We start from the raw sequence: 16,446 nt of genomic DNA on the forward strand, positions 1-16,446 counted from the left end.
CCTCAGGGTCGGGCGGTCGGGTGACCGAACCAGCGGGAGAGCTGGGCGTCCAGCCCCCGCTGGTCGTCGCCGACCCAGGCGACGTGGCCGTCGGGGCGCACCAGGACGGCGGGGACGTCCAGCGCGGCGGTGGGGTCGTCGAGCCGGTCGGCCCGGTCGGCCCAGCCGCCGACGGTCAGCCGGCCGGTACGGTCCAGCAGCAGGCCCCGGCCGCGGTGCAGCAGACCGTAGAGCCGGCCCTGGGCCACCTCGACGTCGGGCAGCCGGCGGCCGAGCAGGTCCGGGCCGGCGCCGAAGTCGTACCGGACGTCGACCGCGGCGATCTTCCCGATCAGGTGCCGGTTCACCTCGTTGATGTCCATCAGCTCGGTGAGCAGCCGGCGCACGGCCCGCGGGCCCGGTTCGGGGGACATCAGTTCCACCTGGGCCCGGGTGTTGTCCAGCACCTCCCGCGCGACCGGGTGCCGTTCGGCGTGGTAGGTGTCGAGCAGCGTATCCGGCGCCCGGCCGCGGACCTGCGCGGCGAGTTTCCAGCCCAGGTTGACCGCGTCCTGCACGCCCAGGTTGAGGCCCTGCCCGCCGACGGGCGGATGGATGTGCGCCGCGTCGCCGGCCAGCAGCACCCGCCCGACCCGGTACCGCTCGGCGAGCCGGGTGGCGTCGCCGAAGCGGGACAACCAGCGCGGCGAGTGCACCCCGAAGTCGGTCCCGGCGACGGCGCGCAGCTGCCGCCGGAAGTCCTCCAGCGTGGGCGGTTCCGCCCGACCGATCACCCCGGCGGCGGGCACCACCACGCGGTACAGCCCGGGGCCCGCGGGCCCGACGATGAGCCGCTGGTCGGTCCGCCGGACCTCGGCCACCCGGGCGGCGACCTCCTCCGGCGGCACGCCGACCGCCACCTCCCCCATCAGCGTCTCGGTCCGCGACGGCTCGCCGGGAAAGCCGACGCCGAGCAGCTTGCGCACCGCGCTGCGCGCGCCGTCGCAGCCGACCAGATAACGGGTACGCAGCCGTTCCCCGTCGGCGAGCCGGACGGTCACCCCCTCGTCGTCCTGCGCGAGGCCGGCCACCGCACGCCCGTGCCGGACCTCGGCGCCCAGGGCGACCGCGTGCTCCTCGAGCAGCCGGACGATGACCGGCTGCGGGATGCCCAGCAGATAGGCGTACGCGGAATCCAGCCCCTCGGGCACGGGCTTGGGGATGGCGGCGAAGAAGCCGGCGGCGGGGCGCTGCCGTGCGTGTTCGCGGATGCGGTCCAGCAGCCCGCGCATGGCCATGATCTCGATGCTGCGGATGTGCAGGCCGACGATGCGGACGTACGACGCGGGCTCGGTGTCCCGTTCGAGGACGAGTACCCGTACGCCGTGCAGCCGCAGTTCGGCGGCCAGCATGGCGCCCGTCGGGCCGCAGCCGGCGATGATCACGTCGTGGCGGATGGGCGTGCGTTCGGTGCCGGTGACCGGCGATGCGGAGTGCACAGGTGTTGCCTTTCGGGAGGGCCTGGTTGGCGAGGCGCTCCCGGCGACACCTACGTCGATCGCCGGACCGTGACCGGAGGGGAGAGCACCCACTTCGATACAGCGTTCATGGGTCTCACCTCCTCGGGCCGTGACACGGTCACCGGCAAGCTACAAGCCTCCGCGTCGCCGCGTCGAGCCCTTTTCCGGGGCGGCCATGCGGTTGGAACAGGCGTACGATGCGGCGATGAGCGACTCCCGGATGGCCCTGCCGTCCACGGTGGACGAACGCACGATGTTGCGGACCTTCCTCGACTTCCAGCGGGAGGCGCTCGTCCGCAAGTGCGCCGGGCTGACCGACGGGCAGCTGCGGGCCCGTCCGGTGCCGTCGTCCACCCTGTCCCTGCTGGGCCTGGTGCGGCACCTGGCCACCGTCGAGCGGTGGTACTTCCAGGCGGTGCTCGCCGGCGACCGCCCCGGCGACCTGTACGACCTGACCGACGACTTCGACGCGCCGTTCAACGACATCGCCGACGCCACCGGCGCGGAGACCTTCGTGCAGTGGCGGGCGGAGGTGGCGGCCTCGCGGCGGATCGAGGACGAGCGCTCCCTCGACGCGGTCGGCCGCACCCCGGGCACCGGCAGCGAGCGCTCGCTGCGCTGGGTGCTCATCCACATGGTCGACGAGTACGCCCGGCACCTCGGGCACGCCGACATCCTGCGCGAGGCGATCGACGGCCGGTCCGGCGAGTGAGCGGTCAGCCCAACTTCTCGTAGAAGCGGATCTTCTCGCGCAGGTGGTCGTACTGGTGTTGGAGCAGGCGCATCTGCTCCTCGACCCGCTCGGCGTGCCGGCGCAGCAGGGCGTGCCGCTCGCCGGTGGTGTGCTCGCCCGCCCGGGCCAGCTCGGCGTAGCGGCACATCTCGGCGATCGGCATGCCGGTGTCGCGCAGGCAGCGGAACAGCACCAGCCAGCCCAGGTCCTCGTCGGTGAAGACCCGCCGCCCGCCGGACGTCCGCCCGATGTCACTGAGCAGGCCGATCTTCTCGTAGTAGCGCAGGGTGTCGAGGCTGAACCCGCTGCGGGTGGCGGCCTCGGAGGGTGAGTAACCGCTCATGCCCGCGATCCTAGTTCTTGACCTGGAGCGCGCTCCAGGTTGAAAGCTGGGTGCCATGACGACGACACGAACTCTGGGCCGCAGCGGAATCGAGGTCAGCGCGCTGGGCATGGGTTGCTGGGCGATCGGCGGGCCGCTCTGGGGTGACGGCGGGCAGCCGTTCGGGTGGGGCGAGGTGGACGACGACGAGTCGGTCCGGACCATCCACCGCGCCCTGGACCTGGGCGTCACCCTCTTCGACACGGCCAGCAACTACGGGGCCGGGCACAGCGAGCGGATCCTGGGCCGGGCGCTGGCCGGCCGGCGGGACGACGTGGTGGTCGCCACCAAGTTCGGCAACGTCTCCGACGAGGCCACCCGACGGTGGACCAGCGTCGACCACAGCCCCGCGTACGCGGCGGTCAGCCTGGAGGAGTCGCTGCGCCGGCTCGGCACCGACCACGTCGACCTGTACCAGCTGCACATCAACGATCTGCCGGCGTCCGCCGCGCTCGACCTGGTCGACACCCTGGAGGGCCTGGTCACCCAGGGCAAGATCCGGGCGTACGGCTGGAGCACCGACAACCCGGCGTCGGCGCGGGCGTTCGCCGAGGCGGGCCCGCACTGCGCCGCCGTGCAGCACGACGAGTCGGTGTTCAAGGACAACCGGGAGATGTTCGCGGTCTGCGACGCGCTGGACCTGGCCAGCCTCAACCGCGGCCCGCTGGCGATGGGCCTGCTCACTGGTAAGTCCCGCACCGTCGGCGCGGACGACGTGCGCGGCCGGGCACCGGAGTGGCTGGTCTGGTTCCGCGACGGCCGCCCCACGCCCGAGTGGTCGGCCCGGCTGGAGCTCATCCGGGCGGCGCTGACGGCCGACGGCCGTACCCTCGCCCAGGGCGCGTTGGGCTGGCTGCTGGCCCGCAGCCCACGCACGCTGCCGATCCCCGGCTGCCGCACGGTCGCGCAGGCCGAGGAGAACTTCGGCACCCTGGCGTACGGGCCGCTGCCCGCCGACGCGTTCGCCGAGGTGGAGCGGCTGCTCGCCGACCTGCGCGGCGCCCCGGCCGACGCCTGACAGTGAGGATGTAGGTGGGGTCACCCGGTCTGGTCTGACTCACCGCCTGACCGACGATGCTGTCCTGCTGTGCGATTCGTCGATCGGTTCCGGGTGACCCCGTTCCTGCACGTCACTGGCAGGGGCGTCGTGACCTGATAGGAGCCTGTGCAAGAGGCCCCATCACTGTCCTGTCCGCCCGTCCCAGCAAGTGCGTGCCGACCCTGTCGGTGCAAGCGAAAGGGACGACGGTTCCAGGATGACAGCCAAGAAGCGCCAGGTCACGGGTGGGGTTGATACCCACGGAAAGACGCACCACGCCGCCGCGGTCGACCAGGCGGGTCGGGTGCTCGGTGACCAGCAGTTCCCGGCCACCGCAGCCGGATATCAGCAGCTGCTGCTCTGGCTGCGCGCCTTCGGCCGGGTGGTCAAGGTCGGGGTGGAGGGCACCGGCGCCTATGGCGCTGGCCTGGCGCGGCACCTGAGCGCGTCGGGCATCACCGTCGTCGAGATCGACCGCCCTGACCGCAAGACCCGTCGGAGCAAGGGCAAGTCCGACCCGATCGATGCCCTCGCCGCCGCCCGCACGGCCCTGTCCGGGCAGGCCACCGGTGTCCCGAAGACCCGCACCGGCCCGGTCGAGGCGATCCGCGTCCTGCGGGTGGCCCGCCGCGGCGCGGTCAAGGCCCGCACCGCAGCCCTTAACCAGCTCCACGGCCTGATCACCTCCGCGCCGGACGCACTGCGGGAGGATCTGGCCGGCCTCACCGGTGCCGCGCTCGTCCAACGATGCGTCGACCTCCGTGTCGAGGAGTCCACGCTCACCGACCCGGTGCACGCCACGAACGCCGCCCTCGCCGCGATCGCCACTCGGATCACCGCGCTCAACGCCGAGATCGCCCACGCCGATCGACGACTGCGCCCCGCCGTCGCCCGCACCGCACCGGCCCTTAGCCGCCTGTTCGGCGCAGGACCGGAAGTCGCGGGGCAACTGCTGACCACCGCCGGCGACAACCCCGACCGGCTCCGCTCCGAAGCAGCCCTGGCCCACCTCTGCGGCGCCGCCCCGATACCCGCCAGCAGCGGACGCACCGACCGCCACCGCCTCAACCGCGGCGGCGACAGAGCCGCGAACAACGCCCTGCACACCATCGTGCTCAGCCGGATGCGCTACGACCCACGCACCCGCGCATACGTCGACAAACGCACCAAACAGGGCCTCGGCAAGAAAGAGATCATGCGGTGCCTCAAGCGATACGTCATCCGCGAGGTCCACACCGCCCTCCTCGCCGACTTCGCCGCTCTCCACACCCCTTGACATCCATAGGAGCATCGCTCGCGCCTCGCGGGTGCGCCGCCGGTCGCAGGGCAACCGGCGGCGCACCCGGTGCGGCACACTCACTTCCGTGACGACGACCATCGCGCAGGTCTCCCCCGCCCACCCGGCGTTCGATCGGGTGGCCGCGCTCTTCGACGACTACCGGGTGCACTACGGCCAACCGTCGAGCCCCGAGGGCACCCGCGGGTGGCTGCACGACCAGCTCACCGGCGGCCGGATGTCCGCCGTCGCTGCCCTCCGAGGCGACGACGTCTGCGGCTTCGTCACCGTCACGGTCATGCCCGCGTCGCTGCGGCTGGGCACCGTCTGGTCGATCCGCGACCTGTACGTGCCCCCGCGCCACCGTCGCGGCGGCGTCGCGAGCGCCCTGCTCCACCACGTCGTCCAGGAGGCACGCGCCGCGGGCGCGCTGCGCGTCTCACTCCAGACCGAGACCGACAACGGGCCCGCCCTGTCCCTCTACACCGGCCTCGGCTTCGAGCCGGTCACCGGCCTGGAACTGCTCAATCTCACCCTCGTCACCGCCGACTGACGCCCGCCGGGTGGCCGCTCGGATCGGTCAACGGCGCACCCGATAGCGCAGGTGAAGCACCCGGTTGCCGTGGATCACCTCAGGATCCTCCAACAGGTGCTGCGCGTCGACCGACCCGAAGTAGCGCTTGCCGGACCCGAACACGACGGGTACGACGTCCATGCGTACCTCGTCGACCAGACCCGCGGCGAGCACCTGGCCACCGACGTCACCGGCGGCGACCTCCACCGTGCGGTCTCCCGCGAGCTGCTGCGCCTTGGCCACGGCCGCCTCGACACCGTCGACGAAGTGGAACGGCGCCCCGGTGTCCCAGCCCTCGGGCGCCGGCCGGTGTGTCACGACGACCACGTGGTCGATCCCGCTCGGCGGCTTCCCGTCCCAGCCGTCCGTCAGGTCGAAGACGTGGCGGCCGACGACTGTCACCCCGATCTGGTCCCAGTACGCCCGGGTGTAGTCGTAGGACGTCTGCGACACCTTCAGCGCGCCGCTGGAGTCCAACGGGACGTCACCGCTGGACAACCACTCGAACAGCGGTCCCGGCTGGTCGTTCTCGTCCGCGACGAAGCCGTCCACCGACACCGAGCTGTACATGACCACCGTGCCCACGGGGCTCTCCTCTGCCTTGGGTGTGCCCAAGTTAACGTGTCGCGGGCTGCGGCTCTTGTAAGAAATCAATCGAGCGGCAGCGGCCAGCTGTCCAGCACGTGGCCGGGATGTTCGCGCAGGAACCGCCGCCGGACCTCGACGTACCGGGTCGGCGTGAGCCCGGTGAACGCCCGGAACTCGTGGCCGAAGTGCGCCTGGTCGAAGTAGCCCGCGCCAGCGGCGAGATCACTCCAGTCGATCGGCCCGTCGGGGTCGATCGCGAACACGGTGGTGGCGAAGCGGTGGGTGCGGGCGAGCCGCTTCGGCGTGACGCCGATGAGCTCCTTGAACCGCTGTGCCAGATGGGTGCCGCTGACCCCGGCCGCCACGCTCAGGTCGCCGATCGCGACCGCCCCGCTGGTCGCGGCGATGACGCTGCTCGTGTGGCGGACCAGCCCCAGGCCGACGGTCTCGCCCAGCCGCCGCATCAGCTCCTCCTCCAGCAGCGTCAGCATCTCGTGCGGCCCGCCCGCCGTGGCCAGCCGGTCCCGCAGCTCGGCGACGGCCCGCCGACCCCAGACCTGCTCCACGGCCACCGGGCGGTCGCACAGCTCGGCCGCGGGCATCGGCAGGAACGGCGCCAGCCCCCACGGCTTGACGTGCACGCCGACGGACCGGGTCCGGCGGGGGTAGCCGAACTCCAACGCGCGGGTGGGCGTGGTGACGACGCAGCCGTCGGCGTACTCCGCCGGCTCGATGCCGGTGCCGCCGCGGATGCGGAACGGCGCCCCGAGGTTGACGATGAGCAACGCCGCCGGCATCGGCGGCAACATCAGCCGGGGGTACGGCGGCGCGCCCGCCAGGTAGTAGAGGTCGTCGATCAGCCCGTCCAGCGGCGGTCGCGGCACTCTGGACACGTACTCCACGCCCGCAGCATCGCAGACACCGTCGGCGTCGCCGGGGCTCCACGCCATCGTCCGGAATCGCGTCGCACCCCACGGCTAGGGTCGGGCGATGATCCTTTCCGATTTCGTGGGCGGCTGGACCGGGACGAACGGGTTCCGTCTGATGCCCGGTGATCCGCTGGCCGAGTCCCCCGCCGCCGCGACGGTGAGCGCCGCCGCGGGCGGCCACCTGACCTCGATCGGCTACCGCTGGGAGCATCCCGACGACGGGCCGCAGGACGGGCTGGTCGTCGCCTGGACCGCCGAGGACGGCTCGCTGGCGGCGGTGTGGAGCGACTCGTGGCACCAGCAGCCGGTCCCGATGTCGCTGGCCGGGAGCCGTGGCGCGGACGGCACCGTCGCGCTCGACGGCGCGTACGGCGGCGGCTGGGTGTGGCGGATCGTCTTCGACACCACCGACGACGGGACGTTCCGGATGCGGATGGAGAACGTCGTGCCGGCGGGCGAGGCGACGGCCGAGCTGCCCGCCGGGCCGTACCCGGCGATGGTCCTGCGGGCGCGTCGCGGTTGAGGACGAACCCGACTCCGCTACTGGCCGAAGGTGGCGCGCAGGCTCTCGTTGATCAGGTAGTTGATCCGCTTGCGCAGGTGCCCGAGCAGCGACGCGTCCGGCATCGGCTCGTCGACCAGCAGCGTCCAGCGCAGCAGGGTGTCGTACGACCCGTCGGACTCCAGCTCGAAGCGCACCAGGGCGTCTGGACGTCTCGGCCAGAGCGACGACCAGACGACCAGACGCGGGTACGACGCCTCCACGATCCGCGGGCGCTGCTCGTCGTCGAGGAGCCGCAGCCACGGGCGGGCCGGGTCGCGGTCGGGCTCGGTCAGCGCCTCGAACACCACGGCGGGCGGTGGGGGCTGGGTCCGGGCCCGCCTACCGGCTTCGAGCATCGCTCAGCCCGCAACGGCGAACGGCACCGACGTCACGACCCGCCCTGCCCCTGCGGCAGTTCCTCGGCCACGAAGACGCCGACCCCGTGCACGCCCTCGACCCATCCCTGCATCTGCAAAAGGAAGATCGCCTGACGCACGACGGTCTGCGACACGCCGTGTTCCTCCTTGAGCTGCGCGGTCGACGGCAGCTTCTCTCCCGGCGCCAGCTCGCCCGACTCGATCCGCTCACGAAGATGGTCGGCCAACTGCGCCCACTTTGCCTTGGCGCGCGTAAAGCTCCCTGCCTGGGGACCGCGAGGCTGCACTGAACTCAGTCCATCGACCGTTCGGTGACGAAGACGCCCAAGCCGTGCACGCCCTCGACCAGCCCTTCGGTCTTGAGGACGATCATGGCGTGGTTGACCACCCCGGCTGACACGCCGTGCTGGCTGCACAACTGAGCGGTCGACGGCAACTTGTCGCCGGCGGCGAGTTCTCCGGACGCAATCTGCTCACGGATGAGATCCGCGAGCTGCGCCCACTTCGGTTTGGCGGGCATCTGCTCTCCCTGGTCTGCACCGCCATTTCAGCACGCTGCCCCTTCTACCGACAAGCAAGGAGTACTAGGTGGTTGACCTCCAAGTGGTACTAAGTATAAGTTCGAGCCGACCCGCTCTCCTGGTCTGCAAACCCGGAGCTGGTCGTCCTGTGGAACCACCCGGCCGGCCACTCCCCCGGTGATCGGCCGGGTGCCCCCTGCCCGCGACCAGCTGTCGACGGGCCCACCTGAGCAGGCCCGGGGCGGGTGCCGGGCTCCGACCGGCCATGCGCGCGCCCGGCCGTCCCCGCCCGCCCCGGCGCCACCGTCGACGCGAAGGAGACACGGCGTGCGGACGACAGCCACCCCACCGGTGGACGCCCTCGAACAGGTGCTCGGCGAGCTGCCCCTGCCCTGGGTGGTCACCGCCGAGGACCTGAAACTGGCGCTGCGCGCGCTGCTCGTGCACGCCCCGGAGCAGTGGCCCACCGGCCCGCTGTGCCGGGCCGACCGGACCGCTTACCCCTGCCTGCTGCACCGCTGGGCGCGGCGGGTGCTGCGCTCGCGCGGCCTGCTCGACGAGGTGATCGACGGGCTGGTCGAGCGCGGCGGCCAGCTGCTCGGCGTACCCGACGGGCGGTCGTGATGCGGTGGCCGCGACGCGACGTCGCGCCGGTGCCGCTCGCGCCAAGGCACCGGCGGACCTGGCGCGACGGGTGGCGTCGCTGCTCATGCGGGCTGCGCTGGCGGAACTGCCCGGACCGGCACGCGCCGGTACCCACCGAACCGCCCGCGCCGCCGCCGAACACCCGGTGGTGGGAGGAAGCGACCCGGGCCAACCCGCAGGTCGGCCGGGTCGGTCGGCTCACCCCGGCGCAGACCTGGCGGGCCAACGGCGGCCGGTGGTGAGCATCCCGCACACCCCGCTGCGCCCGCTCTGGCTCTGCCGGTCCTGCGCCGCGCCGTGGCCGTGCGCGCCGGCCCGGCTGCGGCTCATCCAGGAGTACGCGGACGACCGGGTCGCGCTCCTGGTCTACCTGGGCGGGATGCTGCACGACGCGGCGGGCGAGCTGCACCGGCTGCACCCCGACGACGGGCCGGACCCGGCGCGGCTCTTCGCCCGCTTTCTCGGCTGGGCGACGGGCCCGACCGTCAGGTGTGCTCGGCGATGAACCGGGCGACGGCGGCCCGGGCCACCTGGGTGTTGGGGCCGCCCCAGGCGAAGTCGAATCCGTGGTTGGCGAAGGGCAGCTCGACGTAGCGGTGCGGCACACCGACCGCGTCGAGCCGGTCGACCAGCGCCCGGCCCTGGTCGACGGGGACGATCTGGTCGTGGTCGCCGTGCACGACCAGGGTCGGCGGCACGCCGGCGCGGACGTGGGTCAGCGGTGACGCCAGCCGGTAGTTGTCCGGGTCGGTGGTCGGTGTGCCCTGCATGAAGGTGTGCAGGCCGCCCAGGCCGAACAGGTCGGGCTGCCGCCAGTCGTCCAGGTCGTGCAGGGCGGTCATGTCGGTGGGTGGGTAGAGCGCCACCACCGCCGCCGGCCGCAGCGGCGCGACGCCGCAGGACGGCCGGAAGGTCTGCGGCGCGTACGCGGCCAGCAGGGACAGGTGCGCGCCGGCCGACACGCCCTTGAGGACGACCCGGGTCGGGTCGATCCCGAGCCGGGCGGCGTTCGCCCCGACCCAGCCGAGCGCGCAGGCGACGTCGGCGGGCTGGTCCCGCCAGCGCCCCTGCGGCGAGAGCCGGTACTCGACGTCGATGACGACCGCGCCGGCGGCGGAGAGTTCGCTGTCCCACTCGGGGGTCTCGCTGCGGCGTCCCTCCTCCCAGGAGCCACCGTGCACCCAGACCACCGCCGGCCGTCCACCACGGGCGGCCGGGGCGGCTGTCGGCGGGAGCCAGAGGTCGGCGTGCAGTCGCTGGCCGGCGACGGTGGCGTACACCTCGGTGCGGTCGGGCCGGCGTTCGGCGGTGAGGGCCGTGCCGGCGAACTGGTCCGACCAGCGCAGGGCCACATCCTCGCGGGCGGCGACGCGGTGCGCGGCCGCCACCGGCACCACGGTGGCCACGGCGGTCACCGCCGCCAGGACGCCGACGACCACCCCCTTGCCTCCGGTACGCACACGCAGGGTCACCGCGAGGGCCAGCGCCGTCAGCGCGCCGAGCAGCAGGAGCGCCGCGTGTTCGGCGGCGAAGGTGGCCAGCAGCCAGAGCTCCACGCTGGGGCCGGGCAGCCAGGTCAGCGCCGCCCGCAGCGCCGCCGGGACCGCCAGCATCCAGGCCACCCCGCCGACCAGCCACCACCGCTTGCCAGGCATCCGCACACCCATCCTTTTTTCGTACGCTGTGCGAAAACCGTAGCAAGCCGGGGCCAATCAAGATCACCTGGGGTCGGCCCACGTTGAACGCATCCGGATCGGGCCGCGTGACCGAAGATATGAACATGCGGATCCTCATGGCCGGCGCGTCCGGCTTCCTCGGCACCCGGCTGGCCGACCGGTTCACCGCCGACGGGCACCAGGTCACCCGGCTGGTCCGGCGGCCGGCCCGCACCCCCGACGAACGACAGTGGAACCCGTCCGCCGCACAGCTCGACCCGGCCGTGGTGGCCGAGGCCGACGCGGTGGTCAACCTGGCCGGCGCGGGCGTCGGCGACAAGCGCTGGGACGACGACTACCGGCGGCTGATCCGGTCCAGCCGGGTCGACACCACCACCACCCTGGCCGTCGCCATCGCCGGCCTGCCCGCCGAGGACCGGCCGAAGGTGCTGCTCAACTCCTCCGCGGTGGGCTGGTACGGCAACACCGGCGACCGGGTCGTCGAGGAGGACGCGCCGGCCGGCGAGGGCTTCCTGGCCGACGTCTGCCGGGTCTGGGAGGCCGCGACCCGGCCCGCCGAGGACGCCGGGGTGCGCGTGGTCCGGCTGCGTACCGGGCTGCCGCTGCACCGCGACGGCGGCCTGCTCAAGCCGCAACTGCTGCCGTTCAGGCTGGGCATCGCGGGACGGCTGGGCAGCGGCCGGCAGTGGCTGCCGTGGATCTCGATGGTCGACTGGCTGGACTCCGCCGCGTTCCTGCTCGCCCGGGAGAACGTCGCCGGCCCGGTCAACCTGGTCGGCCCGAACCCGGTGACGAACGCCGAGTTCACCAAGGAGCTGGCCCGGCAGTTGCACCGCCCGGCGATCATCCCGATCCCGGCGCTGGCGCTGAAGGTGGTCCTCGGCGGCTTCGCCCACGAGGCGCTGACCAGCACCCGGGTCCTGCCCGGCGTGCTCAACCGGGCCGGCTTCCCGTGGCGTCACCCGGACCTGGCCGGCGCGCTGCACGCCGCCCTCACCGAGTGAGGGCCGGGGCCCCTCGCCCAGGAGGGGCCCCGGCCGCCGCACTCAGCAGCCGATGACCCAGTAGCTGGGGCCGGTCTGCTTGAGGGTGGTCGTGTAGAAGGTGTTGTAGAGGCCCATCCGCTGGTTGCTGCCCAGCGCGTAGGCGTACCCGCCGGACTGGTAGGCGCGGCCCGCGGTCACGTGGGCGTAGTTGCTGGCCGTCACGCAGGTCGGCGACGCCGTCGGGGACGCCGTCGGGGACGGGGTGGGCGTCGGGGACGCGGTCGCCGTCGGGGTCGGGCTCGGGCTCGGCGAGGCGCCGCCCAGGCCGAAGAAGAGCGCGTCCCGGTACGTCGAGCAGATGGTGTCCAGGAAGTAGGCGGCCACGTTGCCGCACTGGTCGGCGCCGGTGCCCGGGTCGACGGGCGTGCCGTGGCCCATCCCGGAGACCCGGTAGAGGCGGACGGCGTCGTTGCCGTAGACCTCCAGGCTGGTGCCGCCGGGCAGGGACGCGGTGCTGGTCGGGGTCTGCGAGACGCCGAGCACGTTGGTCCACTGGTCGCGGGACTCGGCCGCGTTGAGCGGGGCCACCGTGGTGTCGGAGGTGCCGTGCCAGATCGCCACCCGGGGCCGCGGGCCGGCATAGCCGGAGTACGCGCCGCGCACCAGGTCACCCCAGGCCGTCGGGCTCTTGTCCACCCCCGGGTTCATGCAGGAGTACGCGCTGGTGGTGCTGGTGGCGCAGCGGTACGGGAGGCCGGCGACGACCGAGCCGGCGGCGAACACGTCCGGGTAGGTGGCCAGCATGACCGCGCTCATCGCCCCGCCGGCGGAGAGCCCGCTGACGAAGACCCGGGCGGGGTCGACGGCGTAGTTGCTCTTCGCGTAGTCGACCATCTGCTTGACGGACAGGGCCTCGCCCTGTCCCCGGGCGGTGTCCCCGGTGGCGAACCAGTTGAAGCAGGAGCTGGAGTTGTTGGAACTGGCCTGCTGCGGCACGATCAGCGCGAACTTCCAGAGGTCGGCGTACTTCTGCCAGCCGGAGTTGGTGAAGTAGCCCGAGGCGTTCTGGGTGCAGCCGTGCAGCAGCACCACCGCCGGGGCGCCTGACGGCAGGCCGTTCGGGCGGTAGGCGTACATGCTGAGGTTGCCGGGGTTGGAGCCGAAGCCGGTGACCTGGGTGAGCGTGGCGGCCTGGGCGGGCGCGGCGACGGCGACGACGGTGGCGGCGGCGAGCGCGGCCCCGGCGACCGCCCCGGCGATTCTGGCGAGGATGGATGAGCGGCGGCGCACGGCGACCTCCCGATGATGGGTTGTGAACTGGGTCACTCCCGAGTTGCCGCGACGTTACGTCCGTGTTTCCGACCGGCGACATGGGCCGCGCTCACACATTCGCTTCCGCCGATGTGTCGGCTGCGGCGCCGCCGCGGCGCGGGGCCCGGGACACCTCTCTCGCTGCCTACAGACTTGAGAGCACAGACGACTCACGTGCCGGTCCCCCGCCCGACGCCTCCGGTGAGTCGTTGGCGCTCTCAAGTCCGTAGCGGCGCCGAGCCTCCGTCGGCCCGCGCGGCGCGAGAGTCGGCACGCGCGGCGCGAGTCGGCACCGCGCGGCGGGGATGCGGGACCCGGGTCCGCGCGGTCCGCGGGTGACCGGGCTTTCGTGTCTGCCCGGCCTGTGTCGGTCCGGTTGGTAACGTCCGCTCCGTGCCGAGTTCACCGTCCCTGGTCGACGGCCCCGCCCCCGCCGCGCCGGTCGCCCGCCGGGACCGCCGGGCCGACCTGGTGGTGGCGGTCGCCGCGGTGGCCCTGGCGTTCTGGGTGACCTGCGGACTGTGGCGGAACCCGAACGGCCGGGCGATCACCGTCAACTCCAGCGACCAGGCGCTCTTCGAATGGCTGCTGGCCTTCGGCGGGCACGCGCTCACCCACGGCGAGAACCCCTTCTTCACCCACCTGATCAACGTCCCCGACGGCGTCAACCTCGCCGTCAACACCTCGATCACCGTGTACGCGGCGGTCTTCGCCCCGCTGACGTACCTGGTCGGGCCGCCGGCCACCTTCCTGGTGGTGCTGACGCTGAACCTGGCCGCCACCGGGCTGGCCTGGTACTGGCTGCTCAGCCGGCACCTGGTCGGCAGCCGGCTGGCCGCCGGGGCGGGCGCGCTGTTCATCGCGTACTCGCCCGGGATGGTGTCGCACGCCAACGCCCACCTGAACTGGACCGCCGGTTGGCTGGTGCCGCTGCTGGTGTGGGCGCTGTTCGCGCTGCGCCGGCCCGGGAACTGGGCGCGCGGCGGGGTGCTGCTCGGGGTGCTGGTGGCGGTGGCCTTCTCCATCGCCGCCGAGGGGCTCTTCTTCGCCGCCCTGGCGCTGGCCCTCTTCCTCGCCGTGTGGACCGCGCACCCGGCCCGGCGCGCCGAGGCCCGCGCGGCGCTGCCGCACTTCCTGCGCGGGCTCGGGGTGGCCGCGCTGGTGGCGGGGGCGCTGCTGGCGTACCCGCTGTGGCTGCACTTCGCCGGGCCGCAGCGGTACCACGGCACCGGCTTCGACCCGATGATCCACTCGGAGGACATCGCGGCGTTCGGGGCGTACCCGCAGCGGTCGCTGGCCGGCGCGGCCGGGCTGGGCACCGCGCTGGCCCCGAACCCGACCGAGGAGAACTCCTTCTTCGGGGTGCCGCTGCTGCTGCTCGCCGTGGCCTGCTTCGCGCTGCTGTGGCGGCGGGCCACCCCGGCCCGCCGGGCCACCCTGGCCGCGCTGGGCGTCACCGCGGTGGTCTTCGGGGTGCTGTCGTTGGGCCCGGAGGCGAAGTGGGACGGCCGGCGCACCGGGCAACTGCTGCCGTTCGGCGTGCTGGACAACCTGCCGGTGGTCAACGCCGCGCTGCCCTCCCGGCTGGCGCTGGTGGTCGCCCCGGTGATCGGGTTGCTGCTGGCGTACGCCATCGACAGCCTGCGGGCCGACCCGCCGCGCGCCCGGGCGGCCGGCCCGGCGTGGCTGGCCGGTTTCGCGGTGGCGCTGCTGCCGCTGCTGCCGGTCCCGCTGGCCACCAGCGCCCGCGAACCGGTCCCGGCGTTCATCACCTCCGGCGCCTGGAAACGCCACGTCCCGCCCGACGGGGTCCTCACCCCGCTGCCGCTGACCCTCGACGTCACCCCCGACGGCCAGCGCTGGCAGGCGTACGCCCTGGCCCACCGGCAGGGCGAGTTCCGCATCCCGGCGGGGTTCTTCCTCGGCCCCGGCGGCCCGGACGGCCGGGGCCGGATCGGCCCGCCGCCGCGCACCTTCGACACCCTGATGGACCAGGCCGGCCGGACCGGGCTGATGCCGATCATCACCGACGGCAGCATCCGGCTCTGCCGCGCCGACCTGCGCTACTGGGGGGTCAGCGCGGTGGTGCTGGCCGACCGGGTGCACGGCGCGAAGTACGACCTCGACGAGGACGCCCTGAAGCGCACCGCCACCGCGATCCTCGGCCCCCCGCAGCGGGTCGAGGACGTCTGGCTCTGGACCGTGCCGGGTGACTGACGCAACGTTGCTCACCCCAGGTGACCGACGGGTACGGGTCTAGGCTGGGCTGGTGAGCACGACGACTTCCGGCCTGAGCGCCGTCCGCGCGGGTCAGCTCGACTACCTGGCCGCCTGGGACGAGCAGCGCCGGCTGCACGAGTCGGTGGTGGCGGGTGAGCGGGGCGACACCGTGCTGCTGCTGGAGCACCCGAGCGTCTACACCGCCGGCAAGCGCACCGAGCCGTGGGACCGCCCGATGGACGGCACCCCGGTGGTCGACGTCGACCGCGGCGGCAAGATCACCTGGCACGGTCCGGGGCAGCTGGTCGGCTATCCCATCGTCAGGCTGCCCGACCCGGTCGACGTGGTCGCCTACGTCCGCCGCACCGAGCAGCTGCTGATCGACGTCTGCGCCGAGTTCGGGCTGGCCGCCGGCCGGGTCGAGGGGCGCAGCGGGGTGTGGGTGCCGGAGGACGACCGGGGGCCGGCCCGCAAGGTGGCCGCCATCGGCATCCGGGTCGCCCGGGGCGTCACCCTGCACGGCTTCTCGATCAACTGTGACTGCGAGCTGACGTACTTCGACCGGATCGTCCCGTGCGGCATCCGCGACGCCGGGGTCACCTCGCTCACCGCCGAGCTGGGCCGCCCGGTCACCGTCGCCGACGTGCTGCCGGTGGCCGAGCGCCACCTGCCCACCCTCGTCACGGTCTGACGGGAACTTTCTCCGGCGCGTTGTCCCCCGGGGCGTCGGCCCGATCGTCCCTATGGTGAGAGCCGGCGACCCCGCCGGCCACGACCGCAGGAGACGAACCATGCCCATGTACGCCGCCCTCATCTACAGCGCCGACGTCGACTGGACCCGACCGGAGTACGCCGAGGGGATGAAGGAGTACAACGAGTTCGGGGCCGCCGCCGCGGCGGTGATCCGGGGCGGCAGCGCCCTCTACCCGACCGCCACCGCCACCACCGTCCGGGTCACCGGCGGCAAGGGTGGCGACGTGCTCACCACCGATGGCCCGTACGCCGAGACCAAGGAGGCGCTGACCGGCTTCTACCTGCTGGACTGCGCCGACCTGGACGAGGCGGTGAAGGTCGCCGCGACCATCCCGGCCGCCTGGTCCGGCGCGGTGGAGGTCCGCCCGGTCATCCAGTTCTGAGGTGCCGTCG

Annotated in this window: 21 protein-coding genes; 12 read left to right on the forward strand and 9 right to left on the reverse strand. The window is 73.2% G+C overall.

From position 1 onward, the window contains the following. Positions 1-2: 2 nt before the first annotated feature. Entirely contained in the window at positions 3-1,478 is a 1,476-nt protein-coding gene (locus tag GA0074704_RS23225; RefSeq protein ID WP_088972459.1) for an FAD-dependent monooxygenase, read from the reverse strand. Between the two features lie 226 nt (positions 1,479-1,704). On the opposite strand from GA0074704_RS23225, the gene GA0074704_RS23230 reads away from it, so the two are divergent. Beyond that, on the forward strand, positions 1,705-2,211 hold the full coding sequence (locus GA0074704_RS23230; RefSeq protein WP_088972460.1) for a DinB family protein: 507 nt from the start codon (positions 1,705-1,707) through the stop codon (positions 2,209-2,211). A gap of 4 nt (positions 2,212-2,215) precedes the next feature. Here GA0074704_RS23230 and GA0074704_RS23235 read toward each other — a convergent pair whose 3' ends face one another. After that, entirely contained in the window at positions 2,216-2,575 is a 360-nt protein-coding gene (locus GA0074704_RS23235; RefSeq protein ID WP_088972461.1) for a MerR family transcriptional regulator, read from the reverse strand. A 55-nt stretch (positions 2,576-2,630) separates the two neighbouring features. Here GA0074704_RS23235 and GA0074704_RS23240 point away from each other — a divergent pair, with 55 nt between their 5' ends. The 3 genes from GA0074704_RS23240 to GA0074704_RS23250 all read left to right on the forward strand — a co-directional run bounded on the left by GA0074704_RS23240 (position 2,631) and on the right by GA0074704_RS23250 (position 5,482). Then, positions 2,631-3,632, forward strand: coding sequence for an aldo/keto reductase (locus tag GA0074704_RS23240; protein WP_088972462.1), 1,002 nt, complete (start codon positions 2,631-2,633; stop codon positions 3,630-3,632). A 238-nt stretch (positions 3,633-3,870) separates the two neighbouring features. Continuing rightward, complete coding sequence (locus GA0074704_RS23245) at positions 3,871-4,929, forward strand: IS110 family RNA-guided transposase (RefSeq protein WP_088971859.1); 1,059 nt, start codon at positions 3,871-3,873, stop codon at positions 4,927-4,929. An 88-nt stretch (positions 4,930-5,017) separates the two neighbouring features. Continuing rightward, positions 5,018-5,482 carry a GNAT family N-acetyltransferase gene (locus GA0074704_RS23250; protein ID WP_157743770.1) on the forward strand — a complete coding sequence of 155 codons (465 nt, stop codon included), beginning with the start codon at positions 5,018-5,020 and terminating at the stop codon, positions 5,480-5,482. A 27-nt stretch (positions 5,483-5,509) separates the two neighbouring features. Here GA0074704_RS23250 and GA0074704_RS23255 read toward each other — a convergent pair whose 3' ends face one another. Continuing rightward, positions 5,510-6,088 (reverse strand): dihydrofolate reductase family protein, encoded by a 579-nt coding sequence (locus GA0074704_RS23255; protein WP_088972464.1) that lies wholly within the window; start codon positions 6,086-6,088, stop codon positions 5,510-5,512. 65 nt (positions 6,089-6,153) lie between these two features. Then, positions 6,154-6,993 carry a helix-turn-helix domain-containing protein gene (locus GA0074704_RS23260; protein WP_231926657.1) on the reverse strand — a complete coding sequence of 280 codons (840 nt, stop codon included), beginning with the start codon at positions 6,991-6,993 and terminating at the stop codon, positions 6,154-6,156. Positions 6,994-7,081: 88 nt separating this feature from the next. Between GA0074704_RS23260 and GA0074704_RS23265 the strand changes: the two genes are divergently transcribed. Beyond that, positions 7,082-7,543: a DUF1579 family protein gene (locus GA0074704_RS23265; protein WP_088972466.1), complete on the forward strand. Its 462-nt coding sequence runs from the start codon at positions 7,082-7,084 to the stop codon at positions 7,541-7,543. A gap of 17 nt (positions 7,544-7,560) precedes the next feature. On the opposite strand, the gene GA0074704_RS23270 is transcribed toward GA0074704_RS23265, so the two are convergent. The 3 genes from GA0074704_RS23270 to GA0074704_RS23280 all read right to left on the reverse strand — a co-directional run bounded on the left by GA0074704_RS23270 (position 7,561) and on the right by GA0074704_RS23280 (position 8,461). Next, positions 7,561-7,920: a hypothetical protein gene (locus GA0074704_RS23270; RefSeq protein ID WP_088972467.1), complete on the reverse strand. Its 360-nt coding sequence runs from the start codon at positions 7,918-7,920 to the stop codon at positions 7,561-7,563. 32 nt (positions 7,921-7,952) lie between these two features. After that, positions 7,953-8,168 carry a winged helix-turn-helix domain-containing protein gene (locus GA0074704_RS23275; RefSeq protein ID WP_408632001.1) on the reverse strand — a complete coding sequence of 72 codons (216 nt, stop codon included), beginning with the start codon at positions 8,166-8,168 and terminating at the stop codon, positions 7,953-7,955. Between the two features lie 65 nt (positions 8,169-8,233). Beyond that, entirely contained in the window at positions 8,234-8,461 is a 228-nt protein-coding gene (locus GA0074704_RS23280; protein ID WP_088972469.1) for a winged helix-turn-helix domain-containing protein, read from the reverse strand. A gap of 328 nt (positions 8,462-8,789) precedes the next feature. Here GA0074704_RS23280 and GA0074704_RS23285 point away from each other — a divergent pair, with 328 nt between their 5' ends. The 3 genes from GA0074704_RS23285 to GA0074704_RS23295 are packed head-to-tail and all read left to right on the forward strand — an operon-like array spanning position 8,790 to position 9,612. Beyond that, positions 8,790-9,086 carry a hypothetical protein gene (locus GA0074704_RS23285; protein WP_231926658.1) on the forward strand — a complete coding sequence of 99 codons (297 nt, stop codon included), beginning with the start codon at positions 8,790-8,792 and terminating at the stop codon, positions 9,084-9,086. Then, positions 9,086-9,349 (forward strand): hypothetical protein, encoded by a 264-nt coding sequence (locus GA0074704_RS23290; protein WP_088972471.1) that lies wholly within the window; start codon positions 9,086-9,088, stop codon positions 9,347-9,349. Before GA0074704_RS23285 ends, GA0074704_RS23290 begins: the two co-directional genes overlap by 1 nt. Beyond that, positions 9,346-9,612 (forward strand): hypothetical protein, encoded by a 267-nt coding sequence (locus tag GA0074704_RS23295; RefSeq protein ID WP_088973913.1) that lies wholly within the window; start codon positions 9,346-9,348, stop codon positions 9,610-9,612. The genes GA0074704_RS23290 and GA0074704_RS23295 overlap by 4 nt, the downstream gene beginning before the upstream one ends. Here GA0074704_RS23295 and GA0074704_RS23300 read toward each other — a convergent pair. After that, positions 9,593-10,762: an alpha/beta hydrolase gene (locus GA0074704_RS23300; protein ID WP_157743771.1), complete on the reverse strand. Its 1,170-nt coding sequence runs from the start codon at positions 10,760-10,762 to the stop codon at positions 9,593-9,595. The genes GA0074704_RS23295 and GA0074704_RS23300 overlap by 20 nt on opposite strands. Before the next feature lie 125 nt (positions 10,763-10,887). On the opposite strand from GA0074704_RS23300, the gene GA0074704_RS23305 reads away from it, so the two are divergent. After that, the gene (locus GA0074704_RS23305) at positions 10,888-11,787 is read left to right on the forward strand and encodes a TIGR01777 family oxidoreductase (protein ID WP_088973914.1); all 900 of its coding nucleotides are present in this window, start codon (positions 10,888-10,890) and stop codon (positions 11,785-11,787) included. Positions 11,788-11,829: 42 nt separating this feature from the next. On the opposite strand, the gene GA0074704_RS23310 is transcribed toward GA0074704_RS23305, so the two are convergent. Then, positions 11,830-13,059, reverse strand: coding sequence for an extracellular catalytic domain type 1 short-chain-length polyhydroxyalkanoate depolymerase (locus GA0074704_RS23310; RefSeq protein WP_088973915.1), 1,230 nt, complete (start codon positions 13,057-13,059; stop codon positions 11,830-11,832). A gap of 414 nt (positions 13,060-13,473) precedes the next feature. Here GA0074704_RS23310 and GA0074704_RS23315 point away from each other — a divergent pair, with 414 nt between their 5' ends. The 3 genes from GA0074704_RS23315 (at position 13,474) to GA0074704_RS23325 (ending at position 16,436) form a co-directional block, all read left to right on the forward strand. Further along, positions 13,474-15,297 carry a DUF2079 domain-containing protein gene (locus GA0074704_RS23315; RefSeq protein WP_088972473.1) on the forward strand — a complete coding sequence of 608 codons (1,824 nt, stop codon included), beginning with the start codon at positions 13,474-13,476 and terminating at the stop codon, positions 15,295-15,297. A 52-nt stretch (positions 15,298-15,349) separates the two neighbouring features. Then, positions 15,350-15,991: a lipoyl(octanoyl) transferase LipB gene (gene lipB, locus GA0074704_RS23320; protein ID WP_088972474.1), complete on the forward strand. Its 642-nt coding sequence runs from the start codon at positions 15,350-15,352 to the stop codon at positions 15,989-15,991. A gap of 100 nt (positions 15,992-16,091) precedes the next feature. Next, entirely contained in the window at positions 16,092-16,436 is a 345-nt protein-coding gene (locus GA0074704_RS23325) for a YciI family protein (protein ID WP_088972475.1), read from the forward strand. The last annotated feature ends 10 nt before the right edge of the window (positions 16,437-16,446 follow it).

The organism is Micromonospora siamensis, assembly GCF_900090305.1.
Lineage (GTDB): Bacteria > Actinomycetota > Actinomycetes > Mycobacteriales > Micromonosporaceae > Micromonospora > Micromonospora siamensis.

What these genes read in the sequence shown, in the direction of transcription:
- GA0074704_RS23230 (WP_088972460.1), top strand. Translation starts at nt 1,705, where the DNA reads ATGAGCGACTCCCGGATGGCCCTGCCGTCCACGGTGGACGAACGCACG.
- GA0074704_RS23235 (WP_088972461.1), bottom strand. Translation starts at nt 2,575, where the DNA reads ATGAGCGGTTACTCACCCTCCGAGGCCGCCACCCGCAGCGGGTTCAGC.
- GA0074704_RS23240 (WP_088972462.1), top strand. Translation starts at nt 2,631, where the DNA reads ATGACGACGACACGAACTCTGGGCCGCAGCGGAATCGAGGTCAGCGCG.
- GA0074704_RS23245 (WP_088971859.1), top strand. Translation starts at nt 3,871, where the DNA reads ATGACAGCCAAGAAGCGCCAGGTCACGGGTGGGGTTGATACCCACGGA.
- GA0074704_RS23265 (WP_088972466.1), top strand. Translation starts at nt 7,082, where the DNA reads ATGATCCTTTCCGATTTCGTGGGCGGCTGGACCGGGACGAACGGGTTC.
- GA0074704_RS23270 (WP_088972467.1), bottom strand. Translation starts at nt 7,920, where the DNA reads ATGCTCGAAGCCGGTAGGCGGGCCCGGACCCAGCCCCCACCGCCCGCC.
- GA0074704_RS23280 (WP_088972469.1), bottom strand. Translation starts at nt 8,461, where the DNA reads ATGCCCGCCAAACCGAAGTGGGCGCAGCTCGCGGATCTCATCCGTGAG.
- GA0074704_RS23290 (WP_088972471.1), top strand. Translation starts at nt 9,086, where the DNA reads ATGCGGTGGCCGCGACGCGACGTCGCGCCGGTGCCGCTCGCGCCAAGG.
- GA0074704_RS23300 (WP_157743771.1), bottom strand. Translation starts at nt 10,762, where the DNA reads ATGCCTGGCAAGCGGTGGTGGCTGGTCGGCGGGGTGGCCTGGATGCTG.
- GA0074704_RS23305 (WP_088973914.1), top strand. Translation starts at nt 10,888, where the DNA reads ATGCGGATCCTCATGGCCGGCGCGTCCGGCTTCCTCGGCACCCGGCTG.
- GA0074704_RS23325 (WP_088972475.1), top strand. Translation starts at nt 16,092, where the DNA reads ATGCCCATGTACGCCGCCCTCATCTACAGCGCCGACGTCGACTGGACC.